Below are 26,888 nucleotides of genomic sequence, written 5' to 3'. Positions count from 1 at the left end.
ATCTATAGTTATCCCGACTTCACAAAAAGCCCCGCCATAAATGACGGGGCTAAATGTTTCAATAATATACACTTCAACAATAAGGTCTTAAACTCCTATTTCTGAGCGATAGCTGCCTGTGCTGCTGCCAAGCGAGCAATCGGTACACGGAATGGTGAACAAGATACGTAGTCAAGACCGATCTTGTTGCAGAATTCTACAGAAGATGGATCTCCGCCGTGCTCTCCACAGATACCGATGTGAAGTGCCGGATTAACTGGCTTTCCTAATGTGATAGCCATATCCATTAACTTACCAACACCTGTCTGATCAAGTTTAGCAAATGGATCATTCTCGAAGATCTTAGCATCATAGTAAGCGTCTAAGAACTTACCAGCATCGTCACGAGAGAATCCGAATGTCATCTGTGTCAAGTCGTTAGTACCAAAGCAGAAGAAGTCAGCTTCCTTAGCAATCTCATCAGCTGTAAGAGCCGCTCTTGGGATCTCGATCATAGTACCAACTTCGTATTTCAGATCTATGCCTGCTGCTGCAATCTCAGCGTCTGCTGTCTCAACAACGAACTTCTTAACATATTTTAACTCTTTGATATCGCCGATCAATGGGATCATGATCTCTGGCTTAACTGTCCAGTCAGCGTGTGCTTTCTGTACATTGATAGCTGCACGGATAACAGCCTTTGTCTGCATCTTAGCAATCTCTGGATAAGTAACTGCAAGACGGCATCCACGATGTCCCATCATTGGGTTGAACTCATGAAGAGCATCGATGATTGTCTTAATCTCTTCTACAGATTTGCCCTGAGCATCTGCAAGTTTCTTGATATCCTCTTCCTCTGTAGGAACGAACTCATGAAGCGGTGGGTCAAGGAAACGGATAGTAACCGGATTACCTTCCAGTGCCTCGTACAATGCTTCGAAGTCTCCCTGCTGATATGGAAGAATCTTCTCAAGTGCAGCTTCTCTTTCTTCTACTGTATCAGCACAGATCATCTCACGGAATGCAGCAATTCTGTCTTCCTCGAAGAACATATGCTCTGTACGGCAAAGTCCGATACCCTCTGCTCCAAGCTCACGAGCTTTCTTAGCATCTGCAGGAGTATCTGCATTTGTACGAACCTTCATTGTTCTGTATTTGTCAGCCCAAGCCATGATTCTTCCGAATTCACCAGCGATTGTAGCATCAACAGTTGGAATGATTCCATCATAGATGTTACCTGTTGTACCATCAATAGAGATTGGATCTCCTTCATGGAATTCTTTTCCAGCTAATGTAAATTTCTTATTTTCTTCGTCCATAGCGATGTCGCCACATCCAGATACACAGCATGTACCCATTCCACGAGCAACAACGGCAGCGTGAGATGTCATACCACCACGAACCGTCAGGATACCCTGAGCAGACTTCATACCTGTGATATCTTCTGGAGATGTCTCAAGACGAACCAGAACAACTTTCTCTCCTCTTGCAGCCCACTCTACAGCGTCATCTGCTGTAAATACAATCTTACCGCAAGCAGCTCCCGGAGAAGCTCCAAGACCTTTGCCCATCGGTGTAGCAGCTTTAAGTGCAGCAGCATCGAACTGTGGGTGAAGCAATGTATCCAGGTTACGAGGATCAATCATTGCAACTGCTTCTTCTTCTGTTCTCATCCCTTCATCAACAAGATCACAAGCAATCTTCAGAGCAGCCTGAGCTGTTCTCTTACCATTACGTGTCTGTAACATATAGAGTTTCTTATTTTCAACAGTGAACTCCATATCCTGCATATCTCTATAGTGGTTCTCAAGAGTCTTGCATACCTCTGTAAACTGTGCAAATGCCTCTGGGAACTCTTCTTCCATCTTAGCAATCGGCATTGGTGTACGAACACCAGCAACTACGTCCTCGCCCTGTGCATTGATCAGGAACTCACCCATAAGTTTCTTCTCGCCTGTAGCAGGATCACGTGTGAATGCAACACCTGTACCACAGTCATCACCCATGTTACCGAATGCCATAGACTGTACGTTAACAGCTGTTCCCCAAGAATATGGAATATCATTGTCACGACGGTATACATTAGCACGTGGGTTGTCCCAAGAACGGAATACAGCCTTTACCGCTCCCATTAACTGCTCCTTCGGATCATCCGGGAAGTCAGCACCAATCTTCTCTTTGTACTCAGCCTTGAACTGAGAAGCCAGTTCTTTCAGGTCATCTGCTGTCAGTTCAACATCATAAGTAACGCCTTTTTCTGCTTTCATCTTGTCGATCAGTTCTTCGAAGTATTTCTTTCCTACTTCCATAACTACATCGGAATACATCTGGATAAATCTTCTGTAGCAGTCCCAAGCCCAACGAGGATTGCCAGACTTCTCAGCGATAACATTTACTACAGTCTCATTCAATCCAAGATTCAGGATTGTATCCATCATACCAGGCATAGAAGCTCTTGCTCCTGAACGTACAGATACAAGAAGCGGATTCTCACTGTCTCCAAACTTCTTACCGGTAATCTCTTCCATCTTAACAATATACTCGTTGATCTGAGCCTGGATCTCGTCGTTAATCTCTCTTCCATCTTCATAATACTGAGTACATGCTTCTGTTGTAATAGTGAAACCCTGTGGTACCGGGAGTCCAAGGCTTGTCATCTCAGCCAGGTTGGCACCTTTACCACCGAGGAGTTCGCGCATATTTGCATTACCCTCACTAAACAAATAAACCCATTTTGCCATTTTGTCATGACCTCCTAAAACTAAATTTTTCTAAGTCGCATCTAATATTTTACTGGTTTTACCAGCATTCGTCAAGTATTTCCAATTAGATTCCCGAATAGATTTGGCAAGGAAAGCTGTTTCCTTTTTATTGCTGAAGATACTTCAGGAATTTGGCTGCCATCTCCTGATGTTGAGTCGTCACAGGGATAGCAACATAAGCATCATCATAAGGAATCATATCTTCCGTCTTAAGGATATTGTCGTCTTTTAATACGAGTGCATCTCCAACCGCAGTATCTCCATCTCCATAGACTTTTTCACCTAATACTTCTTCTATATTCAAGAAACCGTCCTGATCACTGTAACTTTCGTAGATTTCTCTGGGACATACCAGCACGTCTACCGCCTCGGCTCCGATTAACGTTGTAAGGGCGGTCTGGGAAGTGGTATCTTCGGTGTCGGCAGATAGGTTCGCCTGAACCTTAATGATGCCGTCTTCCGGCTCTATGCCGGCATATTCAATGAAAGATTCCTCCAACCATTCAACCTGCAGATTATTGCCGCCGACCACAGTAATATTAAGGAGCACTTCGGTGTGAGTACCTTTGTACATAGTGATACCCAGATAGATCACTCCTAGAAGCAGAACTGCTCCCACAAGCCACGACTTATAATACATCCAGAGATATTCTATTTTCTGTCCTAACGTCATCGTCTGCCAGGCCTCTTTGATCCGTTTCTCATTCAACTGAGCCTCATCCATCTGATGATCCTCTGAATCATTCGCATTTATCTGGTCTGTGCTTGTCTGTTTATCCATCTGTTTCTTCATCTGTTTCTTGCTCATTCGGTTCCTCCTGCATTGCTTTTCTATGGCATTTCCGTTATACTTAATCTATAAGATTCTTCTGTTATTATATGGAAGTATTTTCTGAAAATCAATAAAGAAGGTATATTGTTTATGAATCGTTTATTTAATATTGATAATCCAATCATGCAGTTTATCTCTAAGATCTTTGATCTGGTGATTCTGAATCTGATATTTGTGTTGAGTTGTATTCCTGTAATTACGATTGGCGCATCTTTGAGTGCGCTTTATTATGTGTCTTTGAAAATGTTGCGGGGGGAAGAGCCTTATATCTGGCAGAACTTTTGGAAAGCCTTCCGGCAGAATTTTAAACAGAGTACGATTGTGTGGGGATTGTATCTTTTGATCATTACATTTATCGGGATGGATTTTTATATTATTAATTCTCAGGATACTGTCCTGTTTGCTGCGATCCGGGTCTGCCTGTGGGTAGTCTGCGCGATTCTTCTTAGCATATTCCTGTATGTTTTTCCTATTATCTCTCATTTTGTGTGCACGACAAAGCAGGCATTCAAGAATGCGGCTTTTATGGCAATGGGGCACCTGCCTTATACAATCATTCTCCTTGCAGCCTTTGGACTGATTCTTTATCTGTGTACGGTATCGGCAACAACTTTTGCACTTATGATTGTGCTTAGTGGCATCTGCGGCTTTTCAGTTGTTGCTTTTACTTATTGCATTATATTTGACAGGATTTTTAAAAAGTATGAGCCGGAAGAGAACTCCCGGCAGTAAGGCTTAATTATTCGGGAGCACCCTATTATCTTTCCCTCTCGTTTACTGAGGATTTTCCACCCCATAGAAATACTGCTTAATATTCTCTTTATCCGGGAAATTAAATAAATCAATATCTCTTAACACTGTTTCTACATCATAGGGAATCCATACACTCTCATACCGTATCTTTTCCTCAAGATCAAGAATCCCTGCTCTCGCTATATTCTTATCTCTAGCCGGACATCCCAGAGAGCCGCAATTAATATACCATGGACGCTTTAACGCATCATCACCTGGCATTACGCTCCCCACATGGTCATGACCATAGAGAATAATATCCGCATCTATTCCTTCAAACATCTTCTTCAATTGCTCTTCCGTTGGGTTCTGATGGTAGTTCACATACCGTTTTTGCTCATCCATCGAATAGTGTGCAACATATATTTTTCTTCCTTCCCGCTCGATTGTCTGGCTGTACGAAAGCGTTTCAAGGAATCTTACGGAATCTTCTCCCAGTCTCTCATGCTCCCACAGATGATACTGTCTCTCTCCATATTCCATATGCTCTTCATTAGGAAATGTCGTTGGCATTTTTCCGAATAAAAATGTCTCGTGATTGCCTTTTACACATGCAGAGAGATTATCAAGATTACGCATGATCTGCACCGTCTCTTCCGGATAAGCACCAATTCCGATGATATCGCCACAACATATAATCTCATCACATTTTCTTTTCTCTAGTTCTTCTAATATTGCTTTTAATGCAGCCGCATTATTATGAATGTCTGTAATAATTCCTATTCTTGCCATTTCTACTCCTTTGCTACATCCTTCTACGTATTCAAAATACACCTATAAAGTTCTCATAAAACGAAGAAGGGGAGAAGGTTTTCCCCCCCCCCTAGAAATTTCAAGGTTCTAAGGCTTTTTAGCCCTTAATTCCGGACTGTGCAACACCTTCGATAAACTGCTTCTGGAAGATGAAGAACAGTACTATAATCGGTATAACTGCCATTACTGCTCCAGCCATCTGCATTGGGTACTTGGTCGTATACTGTCCCTGTAAGGTTGAAAGCGCAGGACCAAGTGTCATCATCTTCGGAGATGTATTGACGATCAACGGCCACATGAAGTCATTCCATGCAAACTTCGCCGTGAAGATTACCAATGACACGATACCCGGTTTGGTCAATGGAAGCATAATCTTCCAAAAGATCTGATAACGGTTACATCCATCCAAAAGCGCTGCTTCTTCCAATTCTTTTGGCAATGACATAAAGAACTGCCTCAGAAGGAAGGTACCGAACGCACTGAACAAGTTTGGCAGGAATAATGCCGGTATGGTATCCAGAAGTCCCAGTTTCTGAATGATCTGATACTGAGGAATCAGGAATATCTGACCTGGTACCATAAGTACTGACAGGAGCAATACGAAGATCGCGTTCTTGAACGGGAACTCAATACGTGCGAATGCATATGCTGCCATAGAACAGAACATTACCTGTACTACCGTCGTTACTACTGTTGATATAATTGTGTTCAGATATACTCTGGCAAATGGCAGAGCCGTTACAATCTGTCCATAGGCATCCACAAGGAACTGCTTCGGGAAGAATGTCGGCGGAATCTGCATCGCCTCTCCTACTGTTTTGAATGAAGTAAGTACCATCCATAAGAATGGGAATACTGTAACTCCGACTCCAAGGAGAAGTGCCAGATGAACGAATAATTTCTTTGTATTTGATTTACCTTTCATTTCGCTTCTCCTCCTAATCGTAATTAACCCATTTCTTCTGTCCCCACAGCTGAACCACTGTTACCAGCATGATTACTGCGAAGATCAGAATAGAAATCGCTGCCGCATATCCTTTATATCCATAATCGAATGCCTGGCGATAGAACAGCATAACTACCGTCTGCGTGCTCTCGTAAGCCGGATTCGTCTTTCCTATCATCATGTAGATAACATCGAATACCTGGAATCCACTGATGATGGATGTGATCATTACGAAGAATATGGTTGGTGTCAGCATTGGTATGGTAATCTTGAAAAATTGCTGTACTGTACCTGCTCCGTCAAGCGCTGCCGCTTCATAATATGACTGGGAGATTCCCTGCATACCGGCCAGCAGGATAATCATATTGTATCCTACCGTCATCCACAAACCGACAATCATAACCATATAAAGCGCAATCTTCGGATCAGTCAGCCATCCATGTCCTTTTCCTCCCAGTCCCCTGATGACACTGTTCAGAATACCCATCTTCTCGTTGTAGATCCATTTCCATACCATAGCAACCGCTGCCGCCATCGTTACGGAAGGAAGGAAATACAGAGTCCGGTAAATGGATGTTCCTTTGATCTTGGAATTCAACAATGCTGCGATGAAGATTGACAGGAACAATCCAACCGGCACCGTGCATACAACATATTTCAGCGTATTGCCGAATGTTGCCCACACTTCTTTGTCGTGTATCATATCCTGATAATTCTGCATACCAACAAATGTTGCTATATTAAATTTGTTAACATCATTAAAACTAAACCAGACATTCTGGATAAACGGCCAGATATAGAATATCAAAAGCCCGATGGTAACTGGTGCAATGAAGATATACGCTGCGATCCAGTCTTTCTTCGCACGCTTGCTTGCCCGTTTTTTCTGTACGCCTGTTTTTACTTTACCCTCAGCCATATATATCACCTACTTAAGCGCTGTTATTTTGCATCCTTTTCCAACAGTTTATCTGCTTCTGCCTTCAATTCTTTACATACATCTGCTAATGATTCTTCTCCGTTGTATGCTTTCTGAAGAGAAGTAGCCTCAAGGTCATATAATTCTGCTGCTGCCATACATACTGGAAGTGGGTATGCTTCATCAGCATGGTTGGTATATGCTGCCAGGTTGTATGCTTCATTTGCTTTTGCAAAATATTCCTGAGCATCTGTTCTTGCGGAGATAACAACACCTGTCTCGCCCTGGATCTTCATAGCTTCTGCGCTTCCAAGCCAGATTGCGAAATCAATTGCTGCGTCTTTGTTCTTGCTGCCTTCGTATACAGCGTATCCAAGTCCGTTGATACAGTTTGCTTCTACACCATTGAATGTTGGGATCTCTACACAGTCAATCTTATCTGCGATCGCATCATTTCCTGCATATTCAGGAACCATGTAAGAACCAGCGAAGTTCATAGCAAGCTGATTTCCTTCGAACATCGCATCTGCTGTCGTCTCTGCCAATGCTGCTGCACTTGGAGATAAATCTTTGTCAATCATATCGATCCAGCACTGGATACCTTCCTGTGTCTTTGGATCTTCATATCCGGTCTCTGTCTTGTCATCGTTAATGATGTATCCGCCATTCGCATATACGGTCTGATAATACCATGTCTGGAAATCAACCGGGCAAGCAAATGGATAGACACCATCTTCCAATCCTGCTGCTTTCAATGCTTCTGCTGTTGCAACCAGATCTTCATATGTCATATCATCTGTAGGATATTCTACTCCTGCAGCATCAAAGATCTCTTTGTTGTACCACAGTGCGTTGGTATCAAAATCCTTTGGAACTGCATAGTTTACGCCGTCACGAACGTAGTTATTTACCAGTGTCTCAGAGAAAGCGTCATTGATATCAGACTCTGCAATTGCATCTGTCAGATCTGCCAGGATACCGCCATCTACATAAGAATCCAGATGAAGCACGTTCAGCCAGAATACGTCCGGAGCCTTTCCGCCTGTTGCTGCCGCTTCCAGTTTTGTCCAGTACTCTCCGCCTTTGTATGGAGTCAGCTGAATCTCAACAGTCACATCTTCATTCTCTGCCTCATATGCTTCTACGAGTTTTTCCATTGCTGGTCTCTGGTTCTCATCCCAGATACCAAATGTCAGAGTTGTCTTGCCGCCAGATGATCCACCATCAGATTTGCCGCCACATCCTACAAGCATCGTTGCGCCCATTGCTACACACAGTCCAAGGGCTGCCAGTTTTTTCAGATTCTTCTTCATAATCTTCACTCCTTCTTTAAAATGATTATTAGTTTCTATATGAAGTTTCTCTCTACTTACGTCAACAATAAGAGAAACAAACATATCTTTCGTTATCTGCCGAAATCGGCAATCTTCACAGGCACTCCTCCGTGAGTTCTGGAGTATTCTGCTGCCAGTGCACAGTAATGACTCTCCAGGGAACGTTCTATAGAAGTTACATAAGAACTTTCTTCCTTTTCACCACTGATGATATCCAGGAATTCCTCTACCATACGGTCATCTCCTCCGCCATGTCCCGAGAAATCATCCGACAGACTCATCACATCGATCTTCTCTTCTGTAATATTACTTCCAAATCTATAGACCGCAATCTCACATTTCTCTATCTCGTGCGAATCCATATTCACTCTCAGTTCGCCTTTCGTCCCCATGAATCTTGCATACCTGGATACTTCCGGCGTAAAACCACACATGGTAAAACTCATGGTCGTTCCATCTGTCATCTTCAGATTTACTACTTGGTGATCTACAACATTGTTCTTGCAATGATATACACACTGTCCATATCTGCCTGTTTTAATCTGCTCTAAGAGTTTCTCCTCTGTCGGTCCGCTTGGTACCAGCACATCCAGCGGCCAGATTCTGTTGCCTGAGCGATAGCCAACCAAAGTACTGTCTATATATATCTTCTCCGCGTCAAACGGACATTCTTCTTTTGCACCGCACCCATCCATACAGCGTTTTGCACATCCCTTGGGGGCTTTCTCTTCTTTAAAAAGATAAGTATCTCCGTAAGAAGTAAGGGATTCACAGGTCTTTCCTGCAAGCCATGGATACAAGTCCATATCATGACAGCATTTCTGCAGGATCATCGGACTGGTCTCATCAGAATTCGCCCAGTTGCCGCGCACGAAACTGTGTGCCTGGTGGAACCATCCTACATTCTCCATCGCTGTGATTGATACCACATCTCCAATACAGCCGCTGTCCAGTAATTCTTTGACTTTCTGATAGATTGGCGTATATCTTAACACATGGCATACAACGACTTTACGGTTGTATCTTCTCGCTGCTTCTTCTAACTTGCGGCATTCTTCCAGATCCGGCGATACCGGCTTTTCAAGCAGCAGATGATATCCCTTCTCAAGTGCCAGGATTGCCTGCCCTACATGCTGTCTGTCCTGCGTCGCAATGATCATAGCATCTGCAAGGCGCTCTTCCCCAAGCATCTCCTCTGCACTTGCAAAACACGCTTCTTTTGGCAGATGATATTCTTCAGCCATAAGAGCCACTTTCTTCGGGTCTGTATCTGCGACAGCAACAATCTCCATTTTGTCCGGATGGATCAGTGCTGACTTAGCATACATATCTCTGCCCCGGCTTCCCAATCCGGCAATCGCAACCTTCATACGTCTGCTCATATTCCTATCACTCCTATCTGTTTCATATGTTTTTTTTCGCCTTATCTACTTTGTTTTCTCCGTTCTCTTCTTTTAATTCTTCTGTGTAATCTCGTATTCCTGGTTTCTGAAATCGACCGTTACCATCGTACCATCTGAGAATACGGTTCTCTGTACTTCATAATCTCCGCCTACCATCTCGTGACATACCATCTCACATTTTGCTACTTTTTCATGAAGTTCAGATACTACCTTGCATCTTTCGATTTCCTGATCCAGGGTTAATTTCACATCCGGTTCAAATGATCCGTCAAAATTCGGATACGCACCATCCCGGATAACATATGGTGCTCCGCCGTTCAGCAGCGCATACAGCATGTAATCTTCAGATTCGCTTGCCTTCTCCATCATCCATGGTTCGATCAGGCAGTCATGATATACCAGATTGAACAATGGTACCGGAACTCCATACTTCGGACTCCCCGGTTCGCGAAGCATGAAATCATACGGTGCATAATGGCTGAATACCATGCTCGGAATACACCAGTCGCTTACTTCTTCCGAACTTGGAAGGATGCCCTGAGACATCAGATAGTTGAAGCAGTTGGCTCTTGCATCGTAGCATTCTTTTCTGGTCATTCTATGACGAGGGTTATCACATTCATCTCCCTCGTTACAGGTAAATACATCCAGATATGCACAGTCCAATTTGATCTGATGGTTCCTAAGTTCCGTAAAATTCCGTTTCACATAGTAAGGTGCCTGTGTGCCGCAAAGATAAGACTGAGGTCCCCCTGCCCATCTCTGATGCTGCGGAATCGTACCATCCGGAAGCAGACAGGCATAATCATCATCATAACTTGGTGCTGAATGATAATAATCGCGGTACTGGTCGTGGATTCCGAAGAGATATCCGCACTCATGCATCGCGTCTACCAAGGACTTCATGCCTTCCCAGCCGCCAGCCGCCTCACATGCCGGCATATAGTCAGGGTGCTGGTTATCATATCCCGGCTCCGCCCATCCGTCCAGATGCATGTATAACTTCTCCACTCCGGCTTCATGCAATCTTCGAATCTCCTCTTCTCTTCTGGCAAATGGAATCAACTGATTATTAATATCCGGCGCGTCCTTATCGAAGAAATCCGACTCTTCTCTGACATAGGTCTTAATTCCTTTATGCACAAAACTGCATCCGATCAACCGGTCTACAGATGGCACCTGTGCCGCTTTTTCTGCCAGGGTACGAAGTCTTCCCTGCTCTTTTACATATTCCCGGTATACTTTGCAGATATCGTTATAGTCACAATCGCTCAGCAGTGTGTATCTTACAACTCTCCGGTAATCCATCTTTCCAAGACTTGGCTCGAAACGCATACTCGCATGTGTGTACGGGCCTCCTGCCGGATGCTCTGCCTGATACGCCGCATTCCACGGTGTTGTGCAGATGGCAATATAGCCTTGTCTTTCTTTGACCTGAGCGAACCATGGCATGTATCCGCCTGCTGTCTCGAAGATTCCGTCGAATACGATATCTCCTAATTCTACTTCCCAGGTATTCGGAATCAGGATTCCCTGCTGCATATTAATCAACGTGTACCAGTCTTCCCTCTTCTCCTCGAATGCCATCTCGCCCGGCCAGTAGACTGCCTTTACCTGAATCCCTTCTTCGCACAGAGGAATCCACTCAAAATAGACATCTTGTGTTGTCCTCTCAATCCAGACATACGTCTCGAATGTATACGGGATTTCTCGTTCCCCAATTCGGAATCCCTGATAAGTGCTACGTACGCCTGTTCCAATTCCGTTCTCAACTTTCTCATGTTTGACAGAAAGTGCATCCTTAAACTCAAGACGTCCATCTTCATATTCCAGATATGGAATATATGTATCTGTCCATTCCCATACGGTTTTCTCCTTACATAAGGTAATTCGGAGGCTTTCTTCTTCAAACTGAATTTCGGTATGATTTATTTTTATATTTGTCATATCGTCTTTCCCCTTTTTGGTAATTGTGTCGTTTTTTCTCTCCTTTTATCTAATATTATATTCCGCTTTGCACAATTATGCTTATACAATTGTCTATGGTTATTGTCTAATTATCCCTATTCTGATACAATAAGCCTAAGGAGGACCTGTATATGACGTACATAAAGACCAAACTAAAAAAAGAGATTACAATAGACTCCATCATTACGATTCATTATTTTGAATATATGAAAGACTTTGTATTCAAGGGAGAATCGCATGATTTCTGGGAATTTTTATATGTAGATAACGGAACTGTCTCGGTGTGTTCCAACGACACCTGGCTGACATTGAATACCGGAGACATCATCTTCCATCAGCCGAATGAATTCCATGCAATCAAGTCCATCGGCAAGAATTCTCCGAACCTGATTGCCATATCGTTCGTCTGCGATTCCCCGGCAATGGATTTCTTCATCCAGAAAAATTTTACACTAACCGATGAGGAACGAGCCCTCATCTCACGCATTATCTCAGAAGGGCGCAAGAGTTTCGCTACGCCTATGCACATCCCTTCTGTCGAGCAAGTACAGATTAAAGACGAGACTCCTTTTGCATCACAGCAATTAATATTACTGTATCTGGAACTTTTCCTGATCACATCTGTCCGGAATCACCCGGAGAATGCAGTAACACGAACCAGCCTTCCCAAAGCCTCTCCGGAGAAAAAGGCAACGAAGCAGGAACGGATAGAAAAGATTCTGCAGTATATGGAATTCCATATCTGCGAACAGATTAAGATTACGGATATCTGCGATGCATTTTCCATCAGTCGGTCTTCCCTGCAGGCATTGTTCCATGAGACGATGAACTGTGGCGTGATTGATTATTTTAATAATATGAAGATTCAGCGAGCTAAGGATATTATCCGGGATGGGACGATGAATTTTACAGAGATTGCTTATTTTCTGTCTTATAGTTCACTGCCGTATTTCTCTAAACAGTTTAAAGCAGCTACAGGGATGTCGCCTTCAGAGTATTCTTCTTCAGTGAAGGGGATTACGGATGCACTTCGTGGCAGCGGTGAGAATAGCAAGAAAGGGAAACGGCGTTGATTTTTAATTGGGGACGGGGGAAATTCAAAAAGGAACAGGGGTTTTTCAATTTCCCCCGTCCCCAATTGGATTTGTCCTGTCCCTTTTTGCTAAAACTCTGCTTCTAAGAATGCATAATAGCATCTAACCGCCTCATAGATATCAGCCTTGCTAGTCAGTTCCCACGGCGCATGCATGGACAGCACTGCTACGCCACTATCGATCACTTCCATTCCATAAACAGCCATCAGATATGCGATCGTTCCGCCGCCGCCAACATCAATCTTGCCAAGTTCCGCTGTCTGATAATTCACGCCCGCATCTTTCATAATCTGTCTCAGAGCCGCGATGTATTCCGGATTCGCGTCATTCGATCCACTCTTGCCGCCTTTACCGGTATATTTATTGAATACAGGTCCACATGCCAGATATGCAGCATTCTTCTTCTCATATACTTCCTCATACATCGGATCATATCCTGCACTGACATCAGAAGAAAGCATCTTGGAATTCGCCAGCGTACGGCGAAGCACCAGATCGTTATATTCCGTACTCAATGCAATATATTCCGCCACAGTATTCTCGAAGAACTTAGAAGTCATTCCGCTGGCGCCTACGCTTCCAATCTCTTCTTTGTCAATCAGGATACAACAGGATGTTCTGGATACCCGCTTCTCCTCCAGCATTGCGAAAAGAGAAGTGAATGCACATACACGGTCATCCTGTCCATAAGCCAGCACCATGCTGCGGTCAAGTCCACATTCTCTCGCCTTACCCGCCGGAACAATCTCTAATTCTGCTGATAGAAAATCTTCTTCTTCGATTCCATAGTTTTCTTTCAAAATATGAAGCATCTGCTTTCTCACTGCCTCGTCCTTATCTTCCCCAAGCGGACGATTGCCGATAACCAGATCCATCTTCTCTGCGTCAATGAATTTCTCTGCATTCTTCTCCATCTGACCGTAAGCCAGATGCGGAAGCAGGTCCGTAATTACGAAGGTCGGCTCAGTATCATCTTCCCCAATTGTGATATCTACCTTAGAACCATCCATCTTAATCACTACGCCATGGATCGCAAGCGGCATAGCAAGCCACTGATATTTCTTAATTCCCCCATAATAATGCGTATCCAGATACGCTACCTGCGCAGACTCATAGAGCGGATTCTGCTTGATGTCAATACGCGGAGAATCGATATGTGCGCCAAGAATATTCATTCCCTGCTCAATCGGCTCCTCTCCTGCCTGAAACAGAATAATCGCTCTCTCCATGTATTCCATATACACCTTATCCTGCGGATGTATACGCTGCCCCTCACGAATCAGATCCTTCATATCGCGGTATCCCGCTTCTTTAGCAAGCCTAATCGCCGTTCTCACACATTCACGCTCAGTCTTGCCTTCATCTAGACATCTGCGATACTTCTCTGATACGGATTCGAGTTCGCCCAGTTGTCTTTCATCATAAGTATTCCACAAATTCTTTCGTTCCATAGTTACCTCCATCATACCCCATCAGGATGCTTGTCCTGATGCATAATCTTTAGGCATATTATAGCGAAAGTACTGTCAAAAAGCCTTACACTATCGTCCTTTGTACTTACAGGATTATCTCACTTCAAAATATTCTGCTCCATGCAAAATACTATCTAAATATTTCAAATCATGCACAAACGAATTCAAGCATACCGTAACATCTTTCTTTGATGTGTTACGATATGCTCGAATAAAGTATACATTATTATAACTTATATTTCCGTCAAAAATGCCTTATAACCTTTGTATGCCTCATAGACATCCGCTTTGCTGGTCACTTCCCATGGCGCGTGCATGCTCAGAACAGCAACACCGCTATCAATGACCTCCATTCCGTAATTCGCCATGATATAGGCAATGGTTCCGCCACCCCCGGCATCGACCTTTCCTAATTCAGCAAACTGGTAGGCTACATTCTGCTGATCCATAGCGTTTCGAATCTGTGCAAGATACTCTGCATTCGCATCATTAGAGCCATTTTTGCCCCGACTGCCAGTGAATTTGTTGAATACCAGTCCTTTTGCAAAGAAAGCGGAACTGCGCTTTTCAAAATTCTCTGCAAACATCGGATCATAAGCAGCACTTACGTCTGAAGAAAGCATCTTGGAATTCTGAAGCGTTCTGCGAACCTTCAATTCAGACTCGCCACTGGTAAGCGCCACCAATTCTGCAACTATATTTTCAAAGAAACGAGAATGCATACCTGTCGCACCTACACTTCCAATCTCTTCTTTATCCACCAGGATACAACATGCCGTTCTGTCGACCTCTTCTACATCCAGCATCGCGAAAAGAGAGGTGAATGCACACACTCGGTCATCCTGCCCGTAAGCAAGGATCATGCTTCTGTCAATTCCACAGTCGCGGGCTCTTCCTGCCGGAACAATCTCTAATTCCGCTGATACAAAATCATCCTCTTCCATGTTGTAATATTTTTTCAGAAGTTCCATGACATTGGCTTTTACCGCCTCTTTCTCTTCCTTCTCCAAGGTCTCATCTTTTTCAATCGGTCGGCTTCCGAATAGAAGATCCAGTTTCTCTCCTTCAATTACCGCGTTGGCTTTCTTCTCCATCTGCTTAGCTGCCAGATGAACCAGAAGATCCGTGATTACGAATACCGGATCATCTTCCTTCTCTCCGATGCTGACTTCCGTAACTGTTCCGTCCTTTTTCGCAATCACTCCATGAAGCGCAAGCGGAAGGGTGACCCACTGGTATTTCTTAATGCCGCCGTAATAATGGGTATCCAAATATGCCAGTTCTTCATTCTCATATAATGGATTCTGCTTTACATCGATACGAGGAGAATCAATGTGCGCGCCCAGAATGTTCATTCCGTTTTCTAATGGCTGCTTACCAATATTGAATATGGCAATGCTTTTATCCATGCAGACAGCGTAGATCTTATCTCCGGATTTCACTGGCTCTCTGCTATTCTTTATATCTTCTATATTCCGGTAGCCTTTTTGCTCAATCTGGTCTACCGTGATCTTAATGCACTCGCGCTCAGTCTTTCCTGCATCCAGGCAGGATTTGTAGGCATTGTTAATCTTCTCCAGTTCCTGTAATGCGGCTGGAGTATAAGTTTTCCATACGTTTTCCTTTATCATTAGGGTGTCCTCCTTCTTAATGTTCGCATGATAACATAGTATATCATATTAATGCATACAAAAATACACACCTTTCTGCATCTTTTTTCAATTCTGCCCAAAAAGGTGTGTATTACGATTATTTTTTCAAGACTTTTACGATCTCTGCCATATACATCTCATGGTAATCTTTGTTCGGATACCATTTTTCGTCATTCTCTGACACATCAAAGCATTCCGGCTTCATCTCCTGATGATACTGCTTCTTGCAGACGAATACCAGATCTGCTTCTTCTACCGCAGTCGTTCCATCAACGTAATACGGATGCAGGCCTGCTTCTTTCCATTTATCCTCTACATCTCTTCCGGATACAGAACCGCATACGCTCAATGCTTTTCTATATTCTTCCGGCAGGAATGAGATGGTAAATGTATCATTCACATCTACGAATTCCTTGGTATAACGCTGTGGACGGATGTATACGGTGGCAATATTCTTGCCCCACATAATTCCAAGACCGCCCCAACTTGCTGTCATAGTGTTGCTTTTGTTCTCATCGCCTGCGGTGATGAGCATCCATTCTTTTGAAATCTTATGGAATGGGTTGAATTCTAAACTGTCGATTGATATTTCCTGAAATGCCATGTTTCTCTCCTCCAAACTGAATCCTATTTCACAACAACCTTCCTAAAGTTCTTCTTACCTCTTCTCAGCACGATACCTTCTCCAGACATATCTTCCCCGGCAAATATCACATAGATATCTGTAACTTTCTCACCGTCCACAGCCACACCGCCCTGCTGTACCGCACGACGTGCTTCAGACTTAGACGGAACCAGTCCGGTCTTCACAAGCATGGTCAGAATATCAATATTGCCATCAGTCAGGTCTGCTTCTGTCAGTTCCGTTGTCGGCATATCTGCTGCCGCGCCCTGGCTAAACAATGCTCTTGCCGCTTCTTTTGCTTTCTGTGCTTCTTCCTCGCCATGAACCAATTTGGTCAATTCGTAAGCAAGAATCTCTTTTGCAGTATTCAGCTGTGCGCCTTCCCATGCATCCATCTTGTCAATCTCCTCCAATGGAAGGAAGGTCAGCATACGGATACATTTCAGAACATCTGCGTCCGCAACATTTCTCCAGTACTGGTAGAACTCGAACGGAGAGGTCTTGTTCGGATCAAGCCATACCGCACCCTTTTGGGTCTTGCCCATCTTCTTGCCTTCAGAATTCAGAAGCAGCGTGATGGTCATTGCACTTGCGTCCTTGCCAAGTTTACGGCGAATCAGTTCCGTACCGCCCAGCATGTTGCTCCACTGGTCATCTCCGCCGAACTGAAGATTACAGCCGTATTTCTGGTATAATGCGTAGAAATCATAACTCTGCATGATCATGTAGTTGAACTCAAGGAAACTTAATCCCTTCTCCATTCTCTGCTTATAACACTCTGCTGTCAACATACGATTTACGCTGAAATGTGCTCCAACTTCACGTAATACTTCGATGTAGTTCAGATCCAGCAGCCAATCCGCATTATTCACCATCAATGCCTTTCCTTCTGAGAAATCAATAAAACGACTCATCTGTTTTTTAAAGCACTCGCAATTGTGCTGAATCGTTTCCGGTGTCATCATCTGACGCATATCTGTTCTTCCGGATGGATCTCCAATCATTGCGGTACCGCCACCGATCAGTGCGATCGGCTTATTTCCCGCCTCCTGAAGACGTTTCATCAGGCACAGTGCCATGAAATGTCCTACATGAAGGCTGTCCGCCGTCGGATCGAATCCGATATAGAATGTTGCCTTTCCATTATTCACCAGTTCCCTGATTACTTCTTCATCTGTTACCTGTGCGATCAATCCTCTCGCTTGTAATTCTTCATAGATTCCCATGATATCATCTTCCTTTCTTATCTTTTTCATCTCTATACTCATTCGGACATTTTGCAATATCCCCCACGCAAATGCGTCAATAGATTCCTGCATCTCGTCCGACAAGGTATCCCATCGTAATGTTCCTTTATGACTTCTTAATTAATGATTATCTCTTAATAAATGCTACAAATCCGCAATCTGTTGGATGATCAAGAATATAACAGTCATCCCGATTCAGATACTTTAATTCCATACATGCAATCGTAGTATCCCCTCCGGCAGCGAATATATTAAACAGGCTCAGCAATAGCAAAAGATAACTTCCTGTTACCCATGCTGCAATATATCCTCCGATTCCCAGAATCAGAAATGGAGTCAGGACTCCGAGCAGGTATTCTTTTGGCTTCAGCGGCTCCTTACAATGGCAGTATGGCGTCATATATTCCCACATTACTCCAAGATAGATGCTCTTCCATCTCCCCTTCGTCCATGAAAACCAGCCTACTCCATGAAGCAATTCATGAACAAAAATGCATACCAAGAACAGGACTAGAAAGATGAAATAATTCTGAATAGAGATAATCCCTCTGCCTTCTCTCTGAGTCAATATCCAGATGATAATCCCGAGAACCACGAACGGTCCAGCCGTTACGAATGCCATGACATTCGCTTTCACAACAGAAATGATCTCCTGCTTCTCTTCGTACCCTTGCTCCAGATAATTTTCCCGTTGCTGTCTATAATTGTCTATGATCTTTTGCTTGGCAGGGCTGATCTTCTCTTCTTTCTTCTTTTTTGCCATATCGTCTCACCTCCCGCTACATCCTGCAAAAAACGAATAGAATCAAAAACCGCCCTTATCATACGATAAGGACGGATATATACCGTGGTACCACCTTGTTTTACCGGCAACTCACATTGCCAGCCTCTTTAAGTTGCGCGTTCACAACCCATGCACAGTAACGTGTGCCTTCCGTCACAGCCTACTTGCCTTGCTTCCCGGAATATATTGGGGAAGCATCTCTGTTCGGTGTGCAGCTCCAAGATGTATTCATAATCAATTCCTTCATGCGCCTCTCATCGGCCGGCAGCTTTCTGTATGGGTGTAAGGATTACTACTTCTTCTTTTCCAAGCCTTTGTTCTATATATATGTCTGTTTAATATTCATTTGAATAGAATGCTAACGTATTTGAACAATTTTGTCAAGAGGGGACGGGGGTTTTTTCAATTTCCCCCATCCCCAATTGGATTTGCCGTGTCCCTTTTTATTTCTTACGCCTCCATCACAGCCTCTTTCATGCTCTTGACATACTCTGCCACATAAGGCACGCACTCTTCACCATGCTCTGCTATAATTCTCACAATCGCAGACCCCACGATTGCGCCATCTGAAGCCGCCGCCATCTCTTTTGCCTGCTGGGGCGTTGAGATGCCGAATCCAACAGCACAAGGGATATCCGTCACTTCCCGAACCTTATCAATCATTTCTTTAATATTAGTAGTAATCTCACTCCTGACACCAGTTACTCCCAAAGAAGACACGCAATACAGGAAGCCTTCTGCTTCTTTCGCGATCATCTGAATCCTCTCCTCTGAGGTTGGTGCGATCAAGGATACCAGTTCGATTCCATATTCCCGGCATACATCTGCCAGTTCTCCCTTTTCCTCATAAGGCATATCCGGCACGATGACTCCCGCCATTCCACATTCTACGCACCTCTTCATAAAACGTTCTCTTCCATAGGTATAAATCGCATTGATATAAGTCATGAACACCAGTGGAACATGAATCTGGTCACGCACCTCTTTTACTGCGTCAAATAATTGATCCGTTGTACATCCCCCGCGCAACGCGCGCTCATCTGCTTCCTGGATTACCGGGCCTTCTGCAATCGGATCGGAAAACGGGATACCGATTTCTATCAGGTCCGCTCCTGCCTCCTGCATGGCAACGAGTAATTCCTGCGTCACTTTAAGCGACGGATCGCCTCCGGTAATAAATGGAATAAATGCTTTTTTATTTTCAAATGCTTCACATATCTTATTCATAGATCTCCACTCCTCTGTATCTTGCTATAGCCGCCACATCTTTATCGCCGCGTCCTGAGATATTGACAACAATAATCTTATCCTTTGGCATGGTTGGTGCCAGTTTTCTTGCATAGGCAACCGCATGGGCACTCTCTACTGCCGGGATAATTCCTTCCATTCTGGACAGATATTCGAACGCTGCCACTGCCTCTTCATCTGTAATCGGTACATACTGTGCCCGTCCTTCTGCTGCCAGCATAGCATGTTCCGGTCCGATGCCCGGATAATCAAGCCCAGCGGAAATCGAGTACACAGGAGCAATCTGTCCATCCTCATTCTGGCAGAACAGCGACTTCATTCCATGGAAGATGCCTTCCGTTCCTCTTGCAACCGTTGCCGCATGTTTCTCTGTATCTACTCCCAATCCAGCCGCCTCACATCCGATCAACTGCACTTCCTGATCCGGGATAAATTCATAGAAGGCTCCCATTGCATTGCTGCCGCCGCCTACACATGCTATCACTGCATCCGGAAGACGTCCTTCCTTCTCAAGCATCTGTTCCTTAATCTCCTTGCCAATTACCTTCTGGAAATCCCTGACAATCGTTGGAAATGGATGTGGCCCCATTACGGAACCTAATACATATAAGGTATCGTCCATCCGGCTTGCCCATTCTCTCATCGTCTCATTTACCGCATCTTTTAAGGTCATCGTACCAGTCGTTACCGGATGTACCTTCGCCCCTAAAAGTTCCATTCTGTACACATTCAGCGCCTGCCGGTCTGTATCTTCTTTGCCCATGTAGATCTCACATTCCATATCCATCAGGGCTGCAGCAGTAGCGGTTGCCACGCCATGCTGTCCGGCTCCGGTTTCCGCGATGACACGCGTCTTGCCCATCTTCTTCGCCAGAAGCACCTGCCCCAATACATTATTGATCTTATGGGCACCTGTATGGTTCAGATCTTCCCGTTTCAGATAGATCTTCGCTCCGCCCAAGTCTCTTGTCATCTTCTTTGCTTCATATAGCAATGATGGACGTCCTGCATAATTCTTCAACAGATCATCCAGTTCCCGGTTGAATTCCGGGTCATTTTTATACTTCTCATATGCTTCTTCTACTTCATTTACTGCATTCATCAGTGTCTCCGGAACAAATTGCCCTCCATATTGTCCAAATCTTCCTTTTCTACTCATGACTTCTTACCCTTTCTATAAAATTCTGTATCTTAACCGCATCTTTGATTCCATCCGTTTCTACCGCACTGCTTACGTCTACCGCATAAGGATGGCAGGCTTCAATATTCTCCCGTACATTCTCGGCATCTAAACCTCCTGCCAGGAAATATGGTTTCTCGAGCCTCGGAATCAGGCGCTTATCAAACTGCTGCCCACTTCCTCCATAAGTGCCTTTGATATAAGTATCCAGAAGCAGATATTCACAGTCCATCTTCTCTGCTTCCAGAATCTGTTCCCCAGATCTTACCCGTACCGCTCTGATCATCGGTATATCCGGCACTTCTTGCCGAAGCCGCTTTATATATTCTTCATCTTCTTCTCCGTGAAGTTGAATCATCTGGATAATCTGTTCTTTACACAGCCTGGCGATCCGTGCAATCGGTTCCCGAACAAATACTCCGACTGCAGGAATCTCCGGCAGCAGTTGTTCCCGAAGTGAATCCGCTATCTTCTCAGTTATCTGTCTGCTGCTTTTGGCAAATACGAATCCAACGTAATCCAACTTTAAAGAATTGGCTATCTGTATATCTTCCGGCCGTTTCAGCCCGCAGATCTTTATCTTCGTCTTCCCCATACTTGTCACCTTCTAACTTCCGTTCAGTACTTCCAACATTGCCTTTTTATCAGTACTTCGCATCAGCGTCTCCCCAATCAGCACGCCGTTCACCCCTGCTTTTCGAAGTGCTTCAATATCGTCAGGAGTCTTAATTCCACTTTCAGCCACGAACAGTACTTCTTTAGGCGCAAGGTTCCGTAAACGGATACTATTATTAATATCCACAGTAAAGTCTTTCAGGTTCCGGTTATTTACACCGATTACTCTTGCTCCGGCCACGATCGCCGACTGCATCTCTTCCTCATCATGTGCCTCCACCAGTGCCGACAGCCCCAGACGATTACAGATGTTCAGATACCGTTTCAGCGTCTCTGTATCCAAAAGCGCACAGATCAGAAGCACGACATCAGCCCCCAACACTTTGGCTTCATAGATCATGTACTCGTCTATGGTAAAATCTTTCCGCAGCACCGGAATATTCACTTCTTTTGCAATCTCTTCCAGATACTCATTCTTTCCCTGAAAATACTTTGGCTCTGTCAGGCAGGAGATTGCTGTCGCCTTCGCCTGCTCATATTCCTTCGCAATCTCCAGATAAGGAAAGTCTTCAGCAATCACTCCTTTTGAAGGCGATGCTTTCTTCACCTCACAGATATAATGGATTCCCGGCTGTTTCAGCCGCTCTTCAAATGGGAATCCAGTATTCGGATTCATCTCCATTGCCTGTCTTCGAATCTCTGAAAACGGAACTTTTCTTTTCGCTTTTTCCACCCGGATCTTTGTATCTGCCGCAATTCTATCTAAGATCATACTGATGCCTCCCTGGCTGCTTTTTGGGTAGCCGCACAGAATTCTTTATATTTCTCCATTGCCTTGCCGCTGTCAATCATTTCCTGAGCCATCTTGATTCCGTCTGCCAACGTGATTCCATCAATTCCAAGGTAAAGGCTCATACCTGCATTCATAAGTACGACATCTCGCTTTGCTCCGGTTTCTTTTCCACTTAGGATATCCATCGTAATCTGCGCATTTTCTTCCGGAGAACCGCCAATCAACTCGTCAAGCGGACATCTCTCCAAACCGAACTGTTCCGGCGTAATTGTATAAGAGGTTATTTCTCCGAATCGAATCTCGTGTACCTGTGTCTCTCCTGTCAACGTAATCTCATCTAACCCGTCTTCTCCGCAGACAGCTACGCCGCGGGTAACCCCCAGATTCGCCAGCACCTGTGCCATTGGTTTTGCCAATTTCTTATCATATACGCCAAGCAGCTGCATGGTTGCTCCTGCCGGATTGGAAAGCGGTCCAAGGATATTAAATACTGTACGCACACCCAATTCTTTTCTGACTGGTGCTGCATACTTCATAGAAGAATGGTACACTGGCGCAAACATAAAGCAGATACCTGTGTCGTTGAGAACTTTTTCATTCTGTTCTGCCGTCAGCGCCACTTGAATGCCCAACTTTTCTAACACATCTGCCGCTCCGCTCTTACTGGAAACGCTGCGGTTGCCGTGTTTTGCCACCGGAACCCCGCCTGCTGCTACAATGAACGCGGAAGTTGTCGATATATTGAATGTTCCCACCTGATCGCCGCCTGTACCCACGCTGTCGATTACTTCCCGCTCTGGCTGAATCTTGATTCCTTTTTCTCTCATAACCGTTGCAAATGCTGTGATTTCATCAATGGTCTCGCCTTGCATGCTGAGTGCCATCAAGAATCCGCCCATCTGCGCCTGGGTAGCAGTGCCATCCATCATTTCTTCCATAACACCTCTTGCTTCTTCATATGTCAGGTCTTCTTTTTTTGATAATTTTGCAATTGCTTCTCTAATCATGATTACTTCTCCTTTTCTCGCTAAAACTGTCAATTAATTTTCAAAAAGTTCTTAAGAATTGTTCTCCCATCCGGGGTAAGAATGGATTCCGGATGAAATTGCAGACCATATACCGGATAGACCTTATGCTGAACTGCCATTATTTCTCCATCCTCTGCCGTAGCAATAATGTATAGTTCTTCTGGCATCTCTTCTTTTACTGTCGCAAGAGAATGATATCTTGCAGCGTCCATTTCCTCTTCCATCCCTTGAAAGATTGGGCTGCTGACATCAATCCTGATTCGACTTTTCTTTCCATGCATTAACTGCTTCGCATGTGCAATCTTTCCGCCATATGCCTCACAGATTGCCTGATGCCCCAAGCACACACCAAGAATCGGTATCTTGCCCTGTAATTTCCGTACTACTTCTTCGCAGACTCCTGCATCTTTCGGATATCCAGGTCCCGGCGATAAGATGATATGGTCTGGCTTCATCGCCTCGATCTCTTCCACCGTCTTCTCATCATTTCTTATCACCCGAATATCCGGGCAGATACTTCCGGCCAATTGAACCAGATTATAAGAAAAACTATCGTAATTATCGATTAAAAGTATCATTATTCCAATACCTCCTTTGCGGATTGGATTGCATTCATCACTGCTGCCGCTTTGTTGGCGGATTCTTCATATTCATTCTCCGGCACACTGTCTGCAACGATTCCGCCGCCTGCCTGCACGTAGACTTTGCCATCTTTTTTGACTGCCATCCGTATTGCAATACAGGTATCCATATTGCCGGTAAAATCAAGATATCCCAATGCTCCTCCATAGATTCCTCTCTCTTCCTGTTCCATTTCCTCAATAATCTCACAGGCTCGAATCTTCGGCGCCCCGGAAAGCGTTCCTGCCGGAAGCATTGCTTCAATTGCGCTTAATGCATCACAGTCATCCCGGATATCTCCTTCCACTTGGGAACAGATATGCATAATCTTGGAGTATCGGTGGATCATCATATATTCTGTAACCTCCACAGAATCATAATTCGAGATCCTGCCAAGATCATTTCTTCCCAAATCCACTAGCATATTGTGCTCTGACAACTCTTTCTCATCTGCCAGAAGATCTTTCTCAAGCCTCTTATCTTCTTCCTCCGTCTTACCTCTCGGTCTGGAGCCCGCTACCGGGAATGTGGTAAGCCTTCCGTCCTGAAGCCGCACCAGCGTCTCCGGAGAGGTACTTATAAGTTCGTCATCATCAATGTTCATGTACACCATGTATGGAGATGGATTCGTGGTTCGAAGTACCCGGTATGGATTAATTAAACTTCCCTCATATGGACTGGAGAACTGCCTTGAGATTACCGCCTGGAAGATATCCCCATCCACAATGTATTCTTTCGTTCTTTCAACCATCCGACAGTAATCTTCTTTGCTGACGTTGCAAGTGAAATTTATCTTACTGTCAGACACCGGGATTCTTGCTGCTTCTGAACTACGTATTACATTCGCAATATCCTGGATCTGTGCTGTTGCTTTGCCATAATTCTCCATGACCTTATCCGTTCTCATATTCACAATAATGCTGATCTTCTGCTTCAAATGATCATATGCAATCACTTTATCAAACAACATCAAATCATAATCATTGAATGTTCCTTTTTGATCTTCAGTTTTGGTTCTGCATATCCGATCATAGCGTAGGCAAAATACCCTACGAATCCGCCCGTGAATGGTGGCAGCCCTTTTAATTTGGGTGCTTTATAATCCTTCATGATTTCACGGATGACCTCCATCGGCTGATCCGCCATGACAGTCCTTTCTTCTCCGTTCTGTTCAATCGTGACTTTTTCACAGGTACAAGATACACGCATAATCGGGTCATATCCCAGGAAGGAATAACGTCCCCATTTTTCGCCGCCTTCCACACTTTCTAATAAATAAAAGCGTTTGCTGATTGCCGCAATCTTCCGTAATAGGGTAATCGGTGTAATTACATCTGCGTAAATCTCCCGGCATACCGGAATGATGTCATAGTCCGGTGCTAATCTTACAATCTCATCGCAATCTGGATACATATCTTCGTCCTCCTTAGTGTTATGAATTTTGATGTTATGAATCTTGTTGCTATAATCTGGCGTGTATGTAAAGAGGTTATTCTTTCTAGTTCACTGCAAAAGAAAAAGCTCCTGCCCCTCTCAAGGGACAAAAGCTTAAAATCTGACTTCTGCGGTACCACCCATATTGCCGATATATTGACCACTCTTTTTATGTACTAACATACACATCTCCTTGGTAACGGGCGAGAATCCCGTCAGCGTCTACTCCCGGTTTCATATCGAATCTTCGGTTTCAGGCTGCCCTCACAAGTCCATTCGGCAAAAACTCTTATTGCTGCCTTTCCACCATTTGGCAACTCTCTGGAAATAAATATTCTTACTTACTACTCTTGTTCAGCGGTTTATTATATTATCACTTCAACTTACTATAGTATATGCCAAATCTTTTCAAATGTCAACTAGTGGGGACGGGGGTTTTTTCAATTTCCCCCGTCCCAAATTAAATTTGCCCTGTCCCTTTTTACAGATAAAAAAGATACTGTTTTACCGAGTCCATTTTTCCAACCACCTATCAGCAACAATCCAATTTCCCTTTTCCGTCAAATGAATTCCATCTGAAGTTATTGCACGGTAACCATACCTATCTACTGCCTTCTGCATTTCCTCCTGCAGTGGCATAAATGTTATCTGGCGCATCTCAGTCACCTCTTGGATAACTTTCTCCACCTCCAGAATCCCTGGAATCCAATTCTGATATTCCTGCGGATATGGGAATATAAACGGTCCCATACAGATAATTTCTGCCCCTGTCTCTTCCTGTATCTCCACCACAAGCCTCTCATAATTCTCCGCAAATTCTTGTTCCTGCAAGTCTCTTCCCGTATTCATCATAACTCCAACATCATTACACCCTACCAATATACTTACTACGTCTGGCTTCTGAAAGATACAATCCCTTGGAAGAAGCCGCAGCAATCCTTGAACAGTGAAACCATCATGTCCACGATTCAATATTTTTACATCTTCTCCCTGTTCTTCCAGTCTCTGAGCAATCATCTGGACATATCCGTTACCTAATCCCATTGGGTCTATGCCCAGGTTGTGGTGTGCGTCTGTGATACTGTCACCTAAAAATACAATTTTCTTCATCTCTTCTCCTTCGGTAGGGGACGGGGGTTTTTTCAATTTCCCCCGTCCCCAATTGAATTTGCCGTGTCCCTTTTTGGATTTACCCTGTCCCCCTTGACATTTCTTTTGAATAGTAGTATATTTGTACTCAGCAGATAAAGGGGAGTAGCCAAACACTACACAGTGTATTTGAAAGCGTCACCCGATACCGAGAGGTATCCGTATCAAATGAGATGTGCAAGACTTTTATCGTGGCAGATTAGTCATGATAATGGTCTTTTTTTATATTCCAAATCATATGCTGCTTCTGCTACGAAG

Annotated in this window: 22 protein-coding genes, 1 pseudogene and 2 other annotated features; of the genes and pseudogenes, 2 read left to right on the top strand and 21 right to left on the bottom strand. The window is 44.2% G+C overall.

Annotated features, from left to right (window positions below; all coding sequences use genetic code 11):
* Positions 1 to 95: 95 nt before the first annotated feature.
* Together ppdK and ACQRBN_RS03520 are read right to left on the bottom strand one after the other, a co-directional pair.
* Entirely contained in the window at positions 96 to 2,720 is a 2,625-nt protein-coding gene (gene ppdK, locus ACQRBN_RS03525; RefSeq protein WP_427737583.1) for a pyruvate, phosphate dikinase, read from the bottom strand.
* A 127-nt stretch (positions 2,721 to 2,847) separates the two neighbouring features.
* Positions 2,848 to 3,549 carry a hypothetical protein gene (locus ACQRBN_RS03520; protein ID WP_427737581.1) on the bottom strand — a complete coding sequence of 234 codons (702 nt, stop codon included), beginning with the start codon at positions 3,547 to 3,549 and terminating at the stop codon, positions 2,848 to 2,850.
* Positions 3,550 to 3,663: 114 nt separating this feature from the next.
* Between ACQRBN_RS03520 and ACQRBN_RS03515 the strand changes: the two genes are divergently transcribed.
* Positions 3,664 to 4,305, top strand: a complete 642-nt coding sequence (locus ACQRBN_RS03515) for a YesL family protein (protein WP_427737579.1) — start codon at positions 3,664 to 3,666, stop codon at positions 4,303 to 4,305.
* Between the two features lie 42 nt (positions 4,306 to 4,347).
* Here the strand turns inward: ACQRBN_RS03515 and ACQRBN_RS03510 are convergent, their stop codons facing one another.
* From ACQRBN_RS03510 to ACQRBN_RS03485, 6 genes are all read right to left on the bottom strand, one after another.
* Positions 4,348 to 5,097 (bottom strand): metallophosphoesterase family protein, encoded by a 750-nt coding sequence (locus tag ACQRBN_RS03510; RefSeq protein ID WP_427737578.1) that lies wholly within the window; start codon positions 5,095 to 5,097, stop codon positions 4,348 to 4,350.
* A gap of 118 nt (positions 5,098 to 5,215) precedes the next feature.
* Positions 5,216 to 6,043, bottom strand: a complete 828-nt coding sequence (locus ACQRBN_RS03505; RefSeq protein WP_427737576.1) for a carbohydrate ABC transporter permease — start codon at positions 6,041 to 6,043, stop codon at positions 5,216 to 5,218.
* Positions 6,044 to 6,056: 13 nt separating this feature from the next.
* Entirely contained in the window at positions 6,057 to 6,983 is a 927-nt protein-coding gene (locus ACQRBN_RS03500; protein ID WP_427737575.1) for a carbohydrate ABC transporter permease, read from the bottom strand.
* 23 nt (positions 6,984 to 7,006) lie between these two features.
* Positions 7,007 to 8,296 carry an ABC transporter substrate-binding protein gene (locus ACQRBN_RS03495; protein WP_427737574.1) on the bottom strand — a complete coding sequence of 430 codons (1,290 nt, stop codon included), beginning with the start codon at positions 8,294 to 8,296 and terminating at the stop codon, positions 7,007 to 7,009.
* A gap of 92 nt (positions 8,297 to 8,388) precedes the next feature.
* Positions 8,389 to 9,699 (bottom strand): Gfo/Idh/MocA family protein, encoded by a 1,311-nt coding sequence (locus ACQRBN_RS03490; protein ID WP_427737573.1) that lies wholly within the window; start codon positions 9,697 to 9,699, stop codon positions 8,389 to 8,391.
* Positions 9,700 to 9,771: 72 nt separating this feature from the next.
* Positions 9,772 to 11,667, bottom strand: a complete 1,896-nt coding sequence (locus tag ACQRBN_RS03485; protein ID WP_427737572.1) for a DUF5696 domain-containing protein — start codon at positions 11,665 to 11,667, stop codon at positions 9,772 to 9,774.
* Positions 11,668 to 11,819: 152 nt separating this feature from the next.
* Between ACQRBN_RS03485 and ACQRBN_RS03480 the strand changes: the two genes are divergently transcribed.
* Positions 11,820 to 12,761, top strand: a complete 942-nt coding sequence (locus tag ACQRBN_RS03480) for an AraC family transcriptional regulator (RefSeq protein WP_427737571.1) — start codon at positions 11,820 to 11,822, stop codon at positions 12,759 to 12,761.
* Positions 12,762 to 12,850: 89 nt separating this feature from the next.
* Here ACQRBN_RS03480 and ACQRBN_RS03475 read toward each other — a convergent pair whose 3' ends face one another.
* The 13 genes and pseudogenes from ACQRBN_RS03475 to ACQRBN_RS03415 form a co-directional block, all read right to left on the bottom strand.
* Positions 12,851 to 14,233: an aminopeptidase gene (locus ACQRBN_RS03475; protein WP_427737570.1), complete on the bottom strand. Its 1,383-nt coding sequence runs from the start codon at positions 14,231 to 14,233 to the stop codon at positions 12,851 to 12,853.
* A gap of 254 nt (positions 14,234 to 14,487) precedes the next feature.
* Positions 14,488 to 15,885 carry an aminopeptidase gene (locus tag ACQRBN_RS03470; RefSeq protein ID WP_427737569.1) on the bottom strand — a complete coding sequence of 466 codons (1,398 nt, stop codon included), beginning with the start codon at positions 15,883 to 15,885 and terminating at the stop codon, positions 14,488 to 14,490.
* Positions 15,886 to 16,003: 118 nt separating this feature from the next.
* Positions 16,004 to 16,510, bottom strand: a complete 507-nt coding sequence (locus ACQRBN_RS03465) for a flavin reductase (RefSeq protein WP_427737567.1) — start codon at positions 16,508 to 16,510, stop codon at positions 16,004 to 16,006.
* Positions 16,511 to 16,533: 23 nt separating this feature from the next.
* Positions 16,534 to 17,757 (bottom strand): tyrosine--tRNA ligase, encoded by a 1,224-nt coding sequence (gene tyrS, locus ACQRBN_RS03460; RefSeq protein WP_427737683.1) that lies wholly within the window; start codon positions 17,755 to 17,757, stop codon positions 16,534 to 16,536.
* Positions 17,758 to 17,905: 148 nt separating this feature from the next.
* Positions 17,906 to 18,541 carry a DUF3267 domain-containing protein gene (locus ACQRBN_RS03455; protein WP_427737566.1) on the bottom strand — a complete coding sequence of 212 codons (636 nt, stop codon included), beginning with the start codon at positions 18,539 to 18,541 and terminating at the stop codon, positions 17,906 to 17,908.
* Between the two features lie 64 nt (positions 18,542 to 18,605).
* Positions 18,606 to 18,880: a binding site (T-box leader), on the bottom strand.
* Between the two features lie 132 nt (positions 18,881 to 19,012).
* Positions 19,013 to 19,789, bottom strand: coding sequence for a tryptophan synthase subunit alpha (gene trpA / locus ACQRBN_RS03450; RefSeq protein ID WP_427737565.1), 777 nt, complete (start codon positions 19,787 to 19,789; stop codon positions 19,013 to 19,015).
* On the bottom strand, positions 19,782 to 20,969 hold the full coding sequence (gene trpB, locus ACQRBN_RS03445; protein WP_427737564.1) for a tryptophan synthase subunit beta: 1,188 nt from the start codon (positions 20,967 to 20,969) through the stop codon (positions 19,782 to 19,784). The genes trpA and trpB overlap by 8 nt, the downstream gene beginning before the upstream one ends.
* Positions 20,962 to 21,585: a phosphoribosylanthranilate isomerase gene (locus ACQRBN_RS03440; protein ID WP_427737563.1), complete on the bottom strand. Its 624-nt coding sequence runs from the start codon at positions 21,583 to 21,585 to the stop codon at positions 20,962 to 20,964. The genes trpB and ACQRBN_RS03440 overlap by 8 nt, the downstream gene beginning before the upstream one ends.
* Before the next feature lie 12 nt (positions 21,586 to 21,597).
* Positions 21,598 to 22,377, bottom strand: a complete 780-nt coding sequence (gene trpC / locus ACQRBN_RS03435; RefSeq protein WP_427737562.1) for an indole-3-glycerol phosphate synthase TrpC — start codon at positions 22,375 to 22,377, stop codon at positions 21,598 to 21,600.
* On the bottom strand, positions 22,374 to 23,405 hold the full coding sequence (gene trpD, locus ACQRBN_RS03430; RefSeq protein ID WP_427737561.1) for an anthranilate phosphoribosyltransferase: 1,032 nt from the start codon (positions 23,403 to 23,405) through the stop codon (positions 22,374 to 22,376). The genes trpC and trpD overlap by 4 nt, the downstream gene beginning before the upstream one ends.
* A gap of 29 nt (positions 23,406 to 23,434) precedes the next feature.
* Positions 23,435 to 24,004 carry an anthranilate synthase component II gene (locus ACQRBN_RS03425; RefSeq protein ID WP_427737560.1) on the bottom strand — a complete coding sequence of 190 codons (570 nt, stop codon included), beginning with the start codon at positions 24,002 to 24,004 and terminating at the stop codon, positions 23,435 to 23,437.
* A pseudogene (gene trpE, locus ACQRBN_RS03420) lies at positions 24,004 to 25,460 on the bottom strand (anthranilate synthase component I). The gene ACQRBN_RS03425 and the pseudogene trpE overlap by 1 nt, the downstream one beginning before the upstream one ends.
* Before the next feature lie 120 nt (positions 25,461 to 25,580).
* Positions 25,581 to 25,848 (bottom strand) — a binding site (T-box leader).
* A gap of 137 nt (positions 25,849 to 25,985) precedes the next feature.
* Positions 25,986 to 26,591, bottom strand: a complete 606-nt coding sequence (locus ACQRBN_RS03415; protein WP_427737559.1) for an SGNH/GDSL hydrolase family protein — start codon at positions 26,589 to 26,591, stop codon at positions 25,986 to 25,988.
* Positions 26,592 to 26,888 lie beyond the last annotated feature (297 nt).

The organism is Bariatricus sp. SGI.154, from assembly GCF_050313795.1.
Lineage (GTDB): Bacteria > Bacillota > Clostridia > Lachnospirales > Lachnospiraceae > CAMBRQ01.
This window is presented reverse-complemented; position numbering and strand designations above follow the sequence as displayed.